17 protein-coding genes are annotated in these 13,821 nt (G+C 33.8%); all 17 read left to right on the top strand.

What is annotated here, in order from left to right:
• Positions 1-250 precede the first annotated feature (250 nt).
• The 17 genes from LNQ81_RS03300 (at position 251) to LNQ81_RS03225 (ending at position 13,804) form a co-directional block, all read left to right on the top strand.
• Positions 251-751 carry a GNAT family N-acetyltransferase gene (locus tag LNQ81_RS03300; protein WP_229944755.1) on the top strand — a complete coding sequence of 167 codons (501 nt, stop codon included), beginning with the start codon at positions 251-253 and terminating at the stop codon, positions 749-751.
• 46 nt (positions 752-797) lie between these two features.
• Complete coding sequence (locus tag LNQ81_RS03295) at positions 798-1,244, top strand: hypothetical protein (RefSeq protein WP_229944754.1); 447 nt, start codon at positions 798-800, stop codon at positions 1,242-1,244.
• Positions 1,244-1,627 (top strand): hypothetical protein, encoded by a 384-nt coding sequence (locus LNQ81_RS03290; RefSeq protein ID WP_229944753.1) that lies wholly within the window; start codon positions 1,244-1,246, stop codon positions 1,625-1,627. The genes LNQ81_RS03295 and LNQ81_RS03290 overlap by 1 nt, the downstream gene beginning before the upstream one ends.
• A gap of 197 nt (positions 1,628-1,824) precedes the next feature.
• Positions 1,825-2,559 (top strand): ATP-grasp domain-containing protein, encoded by a 735-nt coding sequence (locus LNQ81_RS03285; RefSeq protein ID WP_229944752.1) that lies wholly within the window; start codon positions 1,825-1,827, stop codon positions 2,557-2,559.
• 133 nt (positions 2,560-2,692) lie between these two features.
• Positions 2,693-3,982 carry an AAA family ATPase gene (locus LNQ81_RS03280; RefSeq protein ID WP_229944751.1) on the top strand — a complete coding sequence of 430 codons (1,290 nt, stop codon included), beginning with the start codon at positions 2,693-2,695 and terminating at the stop codon, positions 3,980-3,982.
• Complete coding sequence (locus tag LNQ81_RS03275) at positions 3,966-4,457, top strand: RloB family protein (protein ID WP_229944750.1); 492 nt, start codon at positions 3,966-3,968, stop codon at positions 4,455-4,457. The genes LNQ81_RS03280 and LNQ81_RS03275 overlap by 17 nt, the downstream gene beginning before the upstream one ends.
• Positions 4,458-4,532: 75 nt before the next feature.
• Entirely contained in the window at positions 4,533-5,966 is a 1,434-nt protein-coding gene (locus LNQ81_RS03270; protein ID WP_229944749.1) for an IS4 family transposase, read from the top strand.
• Between the two features lie 10 nt (positions 5,967-5,976).
• On the top strand, positions 5,977-6,225 hold the full coding sequence (locus tag LNQ81_RS03265) for an RloB domain-containing protein (RefSeq protein ID WP_229944748.1): 249 nt from the start codon (positions 5,977-5,979) through the stop codon (positions 6,223-6,225).
• 227 nt (positions 6,226-6,452) lie between these two features.
• Positions 6,453-8,585, top strand: a complete 2,133-nt coding sequence (locus tag LNQ81_RS03260; RefSeq protein ID WP_229944746.1) for a TonB-dependent receptor — start codon at positions 6,453-6,455, stop codon at positions 8,583-8,585.
• A 96-nt stretch (positions 8,586-8,681) separates the two neighbouring features.
• Positions 8,682-9,311, top strand: a complete 630-nt coding sequence (locus tag LNQ81_RS03255) for a hypothetical protein (protein WP_229944744.1) — start codon at positions 8,682-8,684, stop codon at positions 9,309-9,311.
• A 45-nt stretch (positions 9,312-9,356) separates the two neighbouring features.
• The gene (locus LNQ81_RS03250; protein WP_229944743.1) at positions 9,357-10,439 is read left to right on the top strand and encodes a sensor histidine kinase; all 1,083 of its coding nucleotides are present in this window, start codon (positions 9,357-9,359) and stop codon (positions 10,437-10,439) included.
• On the top strand, positions 10,439-11,182 hold the full coding sequence (locus tag LNQ81_RS03245; RefSeq protein ID WP_229944741.1) for a LytR/AlgR family response regulator transcription factor: 744 nt from the start codon (positions 10,439-10,441) through the stop codon (positions 11,180-11,182). The genes LNQ81_RS03250 and LNQ81_RS03245 overlap by 1 nt, the downstream gene beginning before the upstream one ends.
• A 157-nt stretch (positions 11,183-11,339) precedes the next feature.
• Complete coding sequence (locus tag LNQ81_RS18170) at positions 11,340-11,468, top strand: hypothetical protein (protein ID WP_255669397.1); 129 nt, start codon at positions 11,340-11,342, stop codon at positions 11,466-11,468.
• Positions 11,469-11,681: 213 nt separating this feature from the next.
• Positions 11,682-12,152 (top strand): DUF5362 family protein, encoded by a 471-nt coding sequence (locus tag LNQ81_RS03240; RefSeq protein WP_229944740.1) that lies wholly within the window; start codon positions 11,682-11,684, stop codon positions 12,150-12,152.
• 26 nt (positions 12,153-12,178) lie between these two features.
• Positions 12,179-12,547, top strand: coding sequence for a hypothetical protein (locus LNQ81_RS03235; RefSeq protein ID WP_229944739.1), 369 nt, complete (start codon positions 12,179-12,181; stop codon positions 12,545-12,547).
• A 94-nt stretch (positions 12,548-12,641) separates the two neighbouring features.
• Positions 12,642-12,836 carry a 30S ribosomal protein S21 gene (gene rpsU, locus LNQ81_RS03230; protein WP_121964128.1) on the top strand — a complete coding sequence of 65 codons (195 nt, stop codon included), beginning with the start codon at positions 12,642-12,644 and terminating at the stop codon, positions 12,834-12,836.
• A 65-nt stretch (positions 12,837-12,901) separates the two neighbouring features.
• Positions 12,902-13,804: a tyrosine-type recombinase/integrase gene (locus tag LNQ81_RS03225; protein ID WP_229944738.1), complete on the top strand. Its 903-nt coding sequence runs from the start codon at positions 12,902-12,904 to the stop codon at positions 13,802-13,804.
• Positions 13,805-13,821 lie beyond the last annotated feature (17 nt).

The following is a 13,821-nucleotide window of genomic DNA, read 5'->3' as shown; positions in this document are numbered from 1 at the left end:
AGCAAGTTATTCGACAATTCATGGAGTATAGCAAGTGAATAGTGGTAGTTAAGTGGTCATTTGTCGAAGAACTCTCCTTTTATAGTTCTTGTATTCTTCAATAAGTAGGCAATGAATTTAAACTTAATATAGAGTATGTTTCTAGCAGCCATTTGGATAGGTTAGTGGAGTTAGTATGATTATTAATGAGAAAATCACTTTGTTAAAAAATAGTTGCTACCTTAGATTATAATTTTAGAGAAGGAAAATAGTGGAATATATAATAGAAACAGAACGATTGTTATTAAGAGAGTTGACTACAGCAGATGCAGAAAACTTCTATCAATTAAATCTAAATCCTAATGTGATTCGTTATACGGGAGATGATACATTTAGTGATGTAGAGGAAGCACATGTTTTCTTAGCGAACTATAGCGATTATAAAAGAAATGGTTATGGGCGATGGGCAGTCATACGCAAAGAGGATAATGCTTTTTTAGGATGGTGTGGATTAAAGTATAATGCTGATATAGATGAGACAGATATCGGCTTTCGCTTCTATGAGGAGTATTGGAATATGGGATATGCTACAGAGAGCGCAAAGGCTTGTCTTGACTATGGCTTCAGTCAATTAAGACAAAAGGTAATCATCGGTAGAGCGATGAAGGATAATATCGCTTCGATAAAAGTGTTGGAGAAGATAGGACTGCGTTATGATAGGGCTTTTGACTTCGATGGTCATACGGGAGTGTTGTATGTAATAACACAGTAGAGATACAATTTTTTGTATCTATGTATTATAAAAAAAATGAGCTAAAATGGATACAGAAATAAAGGTACATACAGAAAAAGAAATAGAGTTGTCAGTTATATCCACTGTTCACTTAAGGCGTACAGGAGTGTTGGCAAAAGTGTTATTAATGTTGATCTTGGCACAGTTAGTAATACTGTTAATGTTTGATTTTTTTCTTACGAGTGCGAATGTGCCCTCTGTTGGTCAATATTTGGTCATTGTATTTTTAAGTCTTATAAATCTAAATTTGAGCTATGTGGCTTTGTGTTTCCTATTGTTAATCTTAGTGGTTATTTATGTATGCTACCTTTTATATAGATTTAGTTCCTCTTTAGAATTAGCATTAAAGGCAAGAAATAGTGAGAAATTAGAGCATAGTTTCGGTAACCTTAGTCGTATAATTGTTATTATTACTAGTTCTATTTTAGGGATTATTATGACTGTATTTTTAACTTATATAATAATGAAGTAATGGATAATGAAGTAAGTCAAAATAGTCAAAAGTTGATTTTGACAGTGCAATCATTAATATACTTAAAACGCATTAGTAATTGGATAATTCCTCTAATTGTGTTTTGTGCTGTGATAGCCTTAGTAAGTTTTTTTGAATTATTCGTTAGGTTATCGGTGCAAGAGTACCCACCAGTATTTATGAATCTTCTAAGTTTCGTATTGAGTAGTTATGCTTCGATACGGTTACTATCACTAAACAGATTGCTACGAAAAGGTATGTCACAAGGTTCAGAAGAACTATTAGGTGAAGCTTTCGGGGTTATGAGAAAGTTGTTACTTATTATCTGTATTTTCTTTGGAATTAATTTAGCAATGTTGGTGATTATTGGGTTTGTAGGGTAAATAAAGAGGTTAACAGAAACTGCGTTATGATAAGGATTTAGACTTCGATGGTAAGATGCATAGTTTCAATATTTTCAATGCGTAAAATTATTGATGAGATGTTTCCTATCGTCAACAGGACATATTCTGTGGATAATTATTATGCGATAAGGACGTTATTACCATAGTCCTAAGGTGTATTTTAAAAAGCAACAATAATGAGAGCATATATACAAACAGATAAAGACGGAGAATTTTATAACGTGAATGCTTTTATAGCCAATGAGGGGTTTAAACACTTTGGTTATGAAGTTATCAAATACTATGATGTAGATGGTATAATAGAGATTAGTCCCGAAGATGTTTTAGTAGGTGGTATTGGCAATGTCAGAAAGAGGTTAAAGAATGTGGGTGTAGATTTAGATTTGACAGGAATAGATTATCCACTAGAACTAAAGAAATACTTGAAGAGAGAGATTTGGAAGAGTACTTTAGAGGAGATCTTAGAAAATGAACGCTTTGGGATATTTGTAAAGCCTGATGTGGAAACTAAGAAGTTTGCAGGTAAGGTGTTTAATAGTGAACTTGATTTTATAGGATTGATAGATGCGGACAAGCCTACTGTAGTATTGTGTTCTGAGATAGTGGATTTTAAGACAGAGTTTAGATGCTTTATACGTTATAAAGAGATACTCGATATCAGACGATATAAAGGAGATTGGGGTAAAGTAATAGATGTGGAGGTAGTGCGACGTGCAATAGCAGATTTTGATAATCAACCTAATGCTTATGCCTTAGACTTCGGTGTGACTGAGACAGGAGATACTGTCTTGGTTGAGGTTAATGAAGGACACTCATTAGGTAGTTATGGTTTATCAGCACAGCACTATGCTAAGTTCTTATCAGCACGATGGGCAGAGATGACAGGTACGGTAGATTATTTAAATTTTTAGAGGATATAAATCGGTTAATAGTATAGAGCTATTAGCCGTTTTTGGATTAGTTCTATATTGTCTTGCGTTAATATAATATTTTATTCTTGGTGTTATCTTTATATTTGCGTATTTTTAAACAAATTTAGAAATAATGTATATTCAGGAATTTAGTGTGGGTAACTTTAGGTCCTTTAAAGATATTAATACGCTTAATATGATGGCGACTAAGTCTGTGTCAAAATACGCAGAGGTAGATGATAATAATCGTATCTCTAAGGTAGGTATAGATATAAAGCTGCTAAAGACTAAAGCTATCTATGGTGCTAATGCAAGTGGGAAGAGTAATATTATTCAGGCTTTGTCTACATTTATTGATATTGTACAAAACTCGGTTGTAGATAAAACTTTATTGAAGGGTATTATGCCCTTTCTTTTTTCTGTTGAGACTATAGAGAAACCAGCTTATTTTCAACTTGTTTTTTGGGATAAAGGAGTTCGTTACCGTTATGGTTTTGAGGTTGGTAGAGATGAAGTGCATTCAGAATGGTTATATACTAGAAAAGGTAAGCGTGAGGAGCCTTTGTTTATTAGAGAAGGAATGGTAATAATTGAGTTAAATAAAACGTCATTCAATGAAGGGGAAATGTTACTTAATGTTTTGGGTAGTAAGAATGATGATAAAAAGCTATTTAGGCCTAATGCTCTTCTGTTAACAACATTGTCTTCTTTTGGTATTGCAGAGATTTCATCGAATGTGGTTAAATCTATCTCTTCAATTAATATAGTTAGTGGTTTGGGTGATAAAAAATTACAACAAACTGCTGAAGAAGCAATGAAGGATGAGAAGCTTAAAACGTATATACTTAATATTTTAAAAGTAGGGGATATTGGAATTAGAGATGTGTTTTTTTTTGAGACAAGAGAAGAAAGCTCATTAAGTATGAAGGATTCAGATAAGTTTCTTGCTTCTAAAAGACCAGTATTTGATGAGGAGGGGAAAGAGGTGTTTATGGGAGCTATAGCTTTCTTTGATGAATCCGAAGGAACAAAAAAACTGTTTGAGATGGCGCCGTGTATCTATGAAGCATTTAAGAATGAGACGCCATTGATTATTGATGAGTTTGATGCAAGGTTTCATCCTATGTTAACAAGAGAGATTATAAGATTGTTTCAAAAGAATAGTAAGACTTCGCCACAGCTGGTCTTTACTACACATGATATTAATCTCTTAGATAATAAGATGTTTAGAAAAGACCAAATAGACTTTGTGGAGAAAGATTCTATGGGAGCAAGTCATTTGTATAGTTTGATTGAGTTTAAAGGAGTGCGTAATTCAGCTTCTTTTGAAGAGGAATATATTAAAGGAAAGTTCGGCGCAATTCCTTATCTTGGTGATTTCAATAAACTATTTGACTTGATAGACGATGGGGAAGAAAACTAGAGCTATAAAGGTAACAGATAAGAAAGGGGATAAACCTTGGTTAAGACGTACAGGTGATATTGCTATTAAAGTAAGTCACTTAGAGATGCGCAAGACTATTTTGATTGTTTGTGAAGGACAGTCAGAGGAGTTGTACTTTAAGTCTTTTCCTGTAGTAAGCTGTACTGTAAAGGCTGTGTCTTATGGTCAGACTAAAGAGCAATTAGTTGATTTGACCATAGAGTTGATGAAAGCAGATAAATATGATCAGGTGTGGAGTGTGTTTGATATGGATATTAATCAGGGAGAAAAAGAGATTTCTGCTTATGATAATGCCATAACTAAGGCAAAGGGACATAATATTAAAGTGGCTTATTCTAATGATTCTTTTGAACTGTGGCATTGTTTACACTTTGAATACTTCGATCAAAAAAACAGACGAGAGTATTATTATCTCAAGTTTCGCACCCCTATTTCACAGGGTTTAAAAGGATAAAAAAATAGCATGCAAACCAAGGGGGTTCCCTTGGTTTTATTGTATCTTTAAGTTACCACACACAAAGTACAAAACATGCTACAACACGAAGATATTACTAAAGTTGAAGAATTAAAAGGAAAGTTTAAAAAGGTTTGGATGAGTTCTGAATATCTACAGGCGCATCTAAATATTTTAGGATTCAATAAAAATAAAAACCAATTTAACTGGTGCAAGAAAGCGGGTTATTCTTTTGAACAATTAATCGGTTCACTCTTAGTCTTTTCTATTATTGGTATTCAAAGCATTAATGAACTTGTCAGTAGCAAAAACTCAGGTATAAGTTTATGTGGTAAAGATTCTTACTATCGACTTTTAGCAAATCAAAACATCAATTGGAGATCATTTCTATTTCAGTTTGTAAAACAATATTTACAAAAGGAGGAGCTTTTTACTTCAACAGAAAATGCTACGAAGTGTTTAATTTTTGATGATACAGACCTTCATAAAACAGGAGAAACTATCGAAGGTATCTCAAAAATATACAATCATGTTTCAAAGACATACTATCTAGGATTCAAATTACTAGTAGCAGGATATTGGAATGGGAGTATTTTTATTCCAATTGATTTTAGTTTACATCGTGAGAATAAAAAATCAAAACAAAAATATGGTTTAACAATAAAGCAACGTAAAGAGCAAAAAAAGACCACTAGATGCCCTAAAACGGTTGCTTCAAAAAGATATACAGAACTAAACAAAAAGAAGACGGATGTACTAATACAAATGTTTTCAAGGATTATAAAGCGTAAAATAGCAATAGATTATGTTTTAATGGATACTTGGTTTACTAGTATTAGTTTACTTAAAAAAATACGTAGTCTTGGCAAGACAATTCATATTATTGGAATGTATAAATACAATAGTAAAATTGAAGTTGAATCCAAAGTTAAGACCATTTCACAACTTAAGAAACAGCAACTTAAGCCTAAAAGATGTCGTAAACTTAATTACTATTATTATCACTACATATCTGAAATCGATGGACTTAAAGTTGCTGTTTTTATTTCAAAACGTGGTCAGAATGGTAAATGGCATACTTTAATAGCTACAGACACCACATTAACTTTTATCAAAGCAATTGAAATTTACAGTATTAGGTGGTCAATTGAAGTTTTTTTTAAAGAAGCGAAGCAACTCTTTAAACTTGGAAAATGTCAGTCAACGAACTTCGATGTTCACATTGCACAAATAACAATTACAATGACTCAGTATTTACTTGCTAGTATTCGATACCGTATGGAAGCTTATGAAACCTTAGGCGGGTTGTTTAAAGATTTGAAACAAGACTATATTGAACACAAATTAAATATAAGGATATTAGCTGTTGTAAGTCTAATTTTGGAATTTATTGAAAAATTCATTGACAACATTGATATTGTAGAGTTTACAGCTAAAGTAATATCAAGTATAGAAGATTTTGAACTCTTACTAAATACTGTTAACTTTAAACATCAACCACTTACATAATTTTTTTGAGGTGCGAAACTTGAGTTATTATGAATACTTGAGTAAGAAGCTTGACTTAAATTATAGTAAAGTTGGTAAGGAACGAAAGCAATGTGAGGCGATGTATAGTATACTTGCCGATAAGGGAAGTATAGACTTAGCCATTAAGAATGCAAAGAGGTTATATGAGACACAGATGGAATTATCTTACTCACAACAAAACCCAGTAACATTAGTTTATCAATTAGTTGAGTTGCTTAGAGAAAATAGTAGAAAGTAAGATATAAGTACATAAAGTAAAACGGTTAATGGCATAAGAGCTATTAGCCGTTTTTTTATATCTATAAGTGAACAAGAATCATTCATTCCGCACAGACTGTCAACTGTCAACCGTACACTGTCAACCATTCTCCCCATTCGAGCATTAAAACTAACCATTCGCGCAGGTACTTTTTCTGAGGAGGGAGAGGAGATGTAGGTTTGTGATAGAATTAATCAAGAAGAAAGATGAGAACACTACTATGTCTGTTATTAACCTTATGTTTAGGTGCTGTGCAGGCACAACAGATTCAACTATCGGGTACAGTGGTAAACGATAAGAATAAGCCAATCGAGAATGTGAATGTGTACCTTGAAGATAGCTTTGAAGGAGCATTGACCGATGCGAAAGGGTATTTCAGTTTTACAGTTACAGATACAGTAGTGAGTGGAGTACTGAAGTTAATGCACCTACAATATGGTAATCTCGATGTAGAGATCAATACAAAGGAGAATTATAATGGACATTTTGTATTAAGTGGGCAAGATGAGGTGATGGGAGAGATACTTATTACTACGAATAGCAAGAATATGAGAGGACGCGCAGAGAGTATAGGATTAAATGCAATGGATGTAGTGAGTACTGCAGGTAGCCCTGGTAATATTATGGGAGTATTAAGTACCATGCCAGGAGCGCAGACCAATGGAGAAGACGGGAGACTACTGATACGTGGAGGTAGAGCAGAGGAGAGTGGTATATTCGTCAATGGAGTAAGGGTGTTTCAACCTTATACCTCTTCTGTAGGTAATGTGCCCGTGCGTTCTAAGTTTAATCCGTTTCTGTTTAAGGGGATGTCCTTCTCAGCAGGAGGGTATAGCGCAGAGTTTGGAGATGCGCTATCAGGAGTATTGCAGTTAGATACATCAGATGAGATAGATCCGTCACGTAGAGATTATTCTATCTCTACTGTAGGAGGAAGCTTCGCACAGACACATCAGTGGGGCAAGAACTCGCTGTCATATAGTCTAAACTATCTAAACTTAGGAGCCTATACAGCAGTGGTAAAACAGCGATATAATACTAAAAAACCTTTCTCTACAGCTTCAGGAGAGATGATGTATAAGCGCGAGATTAAGGACGGTGGATATAAGTTATATACTGCTGTAGATTTCTCTACTATCAAGTACGAGCAAGAGGTACAACCAAGTAATAGAGTAGATACATTAGGCTTTAAGTCGAGTAATGTGTATATGAATAGCGTGTACTTTAAGAAGCTAACTCCTTATATGAGATTAGATGTAGGTACGGGATTAGGATATATAGATTATACAGGAGATAGCAATGATTTGAGTATAAAGAAGATTAGTTGGGATGTGAATCAGAAGGTGAAGTTGTCTTATCAGTGGAATGGGCAGTTTCAGTCTTTTGTCGGGATAGATGTACAGGCTTCTAAGTTAGATTTGACAAGAAGTAAAGGAAGTAGATCAGAAGACTTAGGTACAGATGCGAATAGATGGGCACTGTTTTTTGAGAACAATTGGAAGATAACATCAGACTTGTCATTGAGAGCGGGAGTGAGAGTAAGTAAATATTCGGCTATATCGGATTGGACAGTAGAGCCACGTGCAATGTTGACCTATCAGTTGACTCCTAAGCATCAGATGTCTTTCTCATATGGGGTGTTTAATCAAGCGATGAACTTAGAGCAGTCATTAGCAATGAAACAAGAAGACTGGATGCAGGCCAATCATTATATACTGAACTATACCTATGAATTTAGAAAGCGTCTATTGAGAGCGGAGTTATTTTATAAAGATTATAGTAAGTTGCTCTTAACGCCATTAGGTAAGCCAAGTGAGTATGCTCAGTTAGGAGAGGGATATGCAAAGGGATTTGACCTATTTTGGAAAGATAATATCACGTTTAAGAATTTTAGCTATTGGGTAACCTATACTTATATAGACTCTCAACGCAAAGAAATGTATTGGAACGAATGGATACAGCCGTCTTATGTAGTGAAGCACAACTTCTTTGTGGTGACGAAGTACTGGATAGAGCAATGGAAATCTCAGGTGAGTATGACGTATAATTATAGCAGTCCACGTCACTTCCACGATATAAATACAACTAATAAAGCTACTTATGAGAGTAGTCCCATACACAATGTGAGTATGAGTTGGGCTTATCTATTCAGTGGACAAAAGATAGTGTATTTATCTGTAGATAATTTGTTAGGTAGAAATCCTGTATATGCTTATCAGTTTAATCAACATGGAGGACAACCAGATATTACAAATGCTTCTGCAAAGCGATTTGTATATGTAGGGTTTATGTGGACGATAAGTGCAGATAAGAAGAAGAACCAATTAGAGAATTTGTAATACGATATAAACAGTAAAAACAACAGTTCGCGCAGTTCGTTTTTTTAAGGTTTGATAGTCAGTGTAGATTTGTTGTGTAATTAAATAATTAGAAAGATGAAAAAGATGAAAAAGATATTGATTTTATTATTCGGTGTATTTAGTGTAATGAGTTTCGGACAATCTAAATACGAAGTAGGAATGCAAAAAGCGTTGCAACAATGGCAAAGCGGACAATCGAAAGAAGCAGTGGCTATGTTAGACCGTATAGCGATGTCTGATAAAGAGAACTGGATACCTGTGTACTACAAGGTGTTTATTAGTATCACAGGAGGATTTAATAATCCACATACTGATGATATAGAGGATATCGTAGCGGCTAATCGTGTACTAATAGATCAATGGTTAGACAAAGGAGGAAGTGAGTGGTATGTACTGAAGGGAATGAATGAGACGCTAGAGTTGATTACTGATCCGATGAATAAAGGGATGGTGCAGACTCCGATTATTAATAAGACGTATGATAAGGCGATAGAGTTAGATCCTACTAATCCTAGAGCGGTGTACTCTGTGGCAAGTTTTCAGATTAATAGTGCTAAGTTTATGAAAGTAGATATGGTTTATTATTGCAAGATGGTAGAGAAGTCGATAGAATTGTTCGATAAACAGAAGAGTGATGTGCCATTCTATCCAGCATGGGGAAAAGATTGGGCATTAAAAACACAAGAATTGTGTAAAGGAAAATAATTGTTACTGTCTTTGTTGTAATTTAGATTTTTATACATGGGAACTATGGTTATTAATTGGCGTCGACATATTCTATTAGCTACCAGCTTTGGAATAATCTTAAGTTTAACGATATCGTATTTTTCTTTTCAAGATAAAGGAATGAGCTTTTTTGAGTTGTTTGGCAATACTCGTTTTCAGAAGGCTACATTCTTCTCATTTGTTTTATCTGTACTTATTTATTTGGCTAATTTCGTTACAAGTAGTTTTGTCTCTTGGGGAATAGAAAGACATGAGAAGAAGATAAATGGACTGCTGAGTAAAAAGGCTAGTAATATAGCATTCTTTATAAATGGAATGGTAACTTCTGTTGTGTCCTATTACTTGTTTTTAGCCATAATGCTCAATCTCTTTTATGATCTTTCTTTTACAGATTTTTATAATGGAGACCATATGCGTTTTGGCAATTTTTTAGCTATTGTGTTGATTAGTGTATTTATTTTACTTGTTGTATTTGTATTTGCCTATAATGATCAGATGAGATTGTTGGAATTGAAAAATAAAGAGATTGAGATAGCGTTACAAAAAAGTCAGATAGCGAGTATGAAAGAGCAGTTATCACCACACTTCTTGTTTAATAATATGAACGTGCTGATTAGCACTATTCAGGAAGACCCTGTGAAGGCGGAACAATTCGCCCGATCGTTCTCCAAGATATATCGCTATGTGTTAGAGAAGCTTGATTATACGTCGTGTGCGCTATCTGATGAGCTGAAGTTTATAGCGGATTATGTATATTTATTGAATGTGAGATACGACGATGCTATTGATTTTAGCATTGATGATAAGGTATTTAAATATGGTGATGTAGAAGTACCAACATTGAGTTTGCAGATATTAATAGAGAATGTGGTGAAGCATAATACTATTCCTTCAGAAGGGAAGATTCGTGTAGAATTGAGAATAGGAGAGAACGGATTGGTGTTGTGTAATGAGAAATGTGCAAAACCAAAGCAAGTAGATTCGACTGGATTAGGATTACAGAATTTGTCTAAGCGAAGCATGTTGTTGTTTAAACAAGATATCGTGATAAAAGATTTAGAAGATAGTTTTAGTGTTAGAATACCTCTGGTTAGAAAAGATAGCTGATGAAAATAGTAATTATAGAAGACGAGAAACCTGCTGCGAGGTTATTAAGTAGAGAATTAGAAAAGCTTGGATTAGAAGTTCAGCATACGCTGTATTCTGTAAGTGAGGCTATCCCTTGGTTTGTACAGCATGAGCAACCTGATTTGATTTTTGCGGATATACAGTTGGCAGATGGGCTGTCATTAGAGATATTCGAACAAATAGAAGTTAAAAGTGCTATCATCTTTGTTACGAGTTTTGATCACTATGCTATTAAGGCATTTAAGCTAAACAGTGTTGATTATCTACTTAAACCGATAGAGTCAACAGAGTTGTTAGGAGCTATTAATAAGTACAAAGCCCAACAACGCAATACTACGCAAACAGTAGAAAGTCTAAGGCAAAGTATTGGAGGGAATAACTATGCTAAACGGCTAATGATAAAGGTAGGTATGCAGATTAAAATGGTGTTGGTAGATGAGGTAGTGTGTTTTTATAGAGAAGATAGAGGGGTGTATATCTCTACAGTAGAAGGAAGGGCTCATCTGTTAGAAGAAGGCTCTATAGAAGCAGCTGTAAAAATGGTTAATCCAGAGAAATTCTTTCGAGTAAATAGATCTCAAGTAGTGTGTATCGATTATATAGAACAGATTATACAATTATCTACTTCCCGATTAAAACTGTCTATGAAGAATTATGCAGACGAGGTAATTGTGAGTAGAGAAAGAGTAGGTGAATTTAAGAGTTGGTTAGCGGAGAATTAAGTAGAAGTAAAATGGATAACAAGGTTTTGTTGATTTCTCTTTACTTTAATAGAATAATAAACAAAGCTCCAAAAATATCTATAGATGCCTTATGGTGCTTTAGTATAATTGTACTGTGAAAATAATAAGTGTTTTTATAAAAACAATGAGTTTGGTGATGTCTATACTTTTTGTAGGTGTAGCCATAAAAGATGTGAAGTTGACTTTTGTGTTATGTAAAGGACAAGATATTCAAGAATATGCCAAGACTACTTCAATATTGTTTCAAGAAAAAGGGTTATTGTAGACTTAACTATGTAGAAATATTGAAGAAGTGTTGAAGATTTTGTTAAGGTTAAAAGGTTATTGAAATTATTTAATATTTTGATAATTACGGGAATATACTTGTTGAGGTAATGGTTTTTATAGTTATAGTTGTTTTTTTTATTAACAAATATTTGTATTAACATAAAATTAAGTATCTTTAATCCTGATTTAATATTTAAAAAAATTGATTGAAATGGATTTTAACAACATGGTAGATGACAGGGAGCTTATTACAGTTCCAACAGAAACTAGGTTTCATTTAGAAAAAACTAGTTCTTATACTAAAGGAATAAGTATAATAGGATTTGTCTTTGCATTCATTCTAGTTCTAGCTTCTTTAGGATTTATGGTCGGAGGTTCTTCTATGGCTAGTATGGTGCCAGGAATGGCTCTGTTAGGAGCAGGAGTTTTTACTTTCTTAGGATTGTTTTTACTGGTATTTACGGTAATATTCATATTCTTAATGGTTAAGTTACTTCGTTTTGGATCTCAGACAACTTCGGGGATAATGAATGAAGACAATCAGAGTTTAGAATTGGGATTAAAAGACTTGAAGACTTATTTCATGGGATGTGGAATATTGGCAATAGTTTCAATTGTATTTGTCATACTTGCAGTTATTGCATTTGGAGGTATGCTTATGGCTGGACTAAGTGGATTATAGTATAAGAATTTTAAAAAATAACAAATATGGAATTTGAAAATAAAAAACTGGCATTTACAGTTAATGCACAGAATTATATCAAAAGCATTTCTAGTTGGGGAATGTTTTTAGCAGTACTTGGATTTATTGGAGCAGCGTTTTCAATTATAAATGTTTTCTCAGGATTTAAGTTAAGTGTTATTTACGGTCTATTTAATTTGATAGTTTTAGCGGTTCAAGTTTTAGCAGCTGTAGGTTTGTTTACTTTTTCTTCTAAAGCGAAGAATGCTTTAGAGAGCAGAGATAATGGTTTAATAGATACTGCTTTTAAAGGTATGATGAGCTATTTTTTGTATACAATAATTTCGATGATTTTAAGTTTCTGTATGCCACTTGTCATGATGACTATAGGGTAGATTGAAAAAAAAACAATAAAAATTGATATTTTTATTGTGATGAATAAAAAAAGTTTTACTTTTGCACCACTAATGAGAGGAGGTGTATGAAAACATGTTAATCATTCCAATTAAAGACGGAGAAAATATTGATAGAGCACTTAAGCGCTATAAAAGAAAATTTGACAGAACAGGAACTTTACGTCAGTTAAGATCTCGTCAGGCATTCCATAAACCGTCTGTAGTTAAAAGAGACAAGATGCAAAAAGCTGCATATGTTCAACACTTAAGAGATGCAGTAGAAATCTAGTAAGTAATTGAATAAAAAATGTAACCGTTGTAATAAAGTATTAACTTTGTTGCAACGGTTTTTTTATGTCAGAAAATTTAGAAAAGTTTATTGAGTATATTCAGAAAGAGCGAAAGTATTCTGATAAAACGGTAGAGGCATATAAAGGGGATATAGGTGATTTTCTCCTTTTTATGGAGGATTTGTCAATGGACTATCTGATGAAGGGGTATGAAGGGGTGCGTTTGTGGATAGTAGAATTGTCTGAAAGAGGGTTGACTAGTCGTTCTATTAATAGAAAAACTAGTGCTCTGAGTTCGTTTTATAAGTTTTTGCTTCGCATCGAAGCTGTGGACACGAACCCGCTTTTTTTACATCGTTCTTTGAAAGTAGAGAAAAAGTTGCAATTGCCTTTTTCTGTAAAGGAGATAGAGGAAGTACGCGCTTTGTTTGTAGGTAAGGAGGATTTTGAAAGCTTACGGGATTTAGTGATTATAGAGATGTTGTATTGTTTGGGATTGCGTAGGGCTGAGCTTGTCGCTATCGATGTAGATGATGTTGATTTTTATTTGCACCAAGTTAAAATTTATGGAAAAGGAGCAAAAGAACGTATCGTTCCTATGTTGAGTAGTTTAGAAGAGGTTTTGAAAAAATATGTGATAGCAAGACGCAAAGTAGTTGGAGAAGATGTCGGGCAGAAGGCTTTTTTAACAAAAGTTTCAGGGAATAAAGTAGATGAAATGTTTGTGTATCGAATTATAAATGGTTACTTTAGTAATATAACATCAAAGGAAAAGAAGAGTCCTCATATGTTACGTCATTCGTTTGCAACACACCTCTTAGAAGGTGGGGCTGATATTAATTCAATAAAAGAATTAATGGGGCATGAAAGCTTATCAACTACTCAGGGTTATGCACAGATTAATCTTGGAGAGTTAAAGAAAGTTTATCAAAGTTCGCATCCGAGAGGGAAGAATAGTAAAAAATAACCTTTTAAAACCGTTAA

It is taken from the genome of Myroides oncorhynchi (assembly GCF_020905415.1).
Lineage (GTDB): Bacteria > Bacteroidota > Bacteroidia > Flavobacteriales > Flavobacteriaceae > Flavobacterium > Flavobacterium oncorhynchi_A.
Note: the sequence above shows the minus strand (reverse complement) of the source record. Positions and strands in the feature narration are given on the sequence as shown.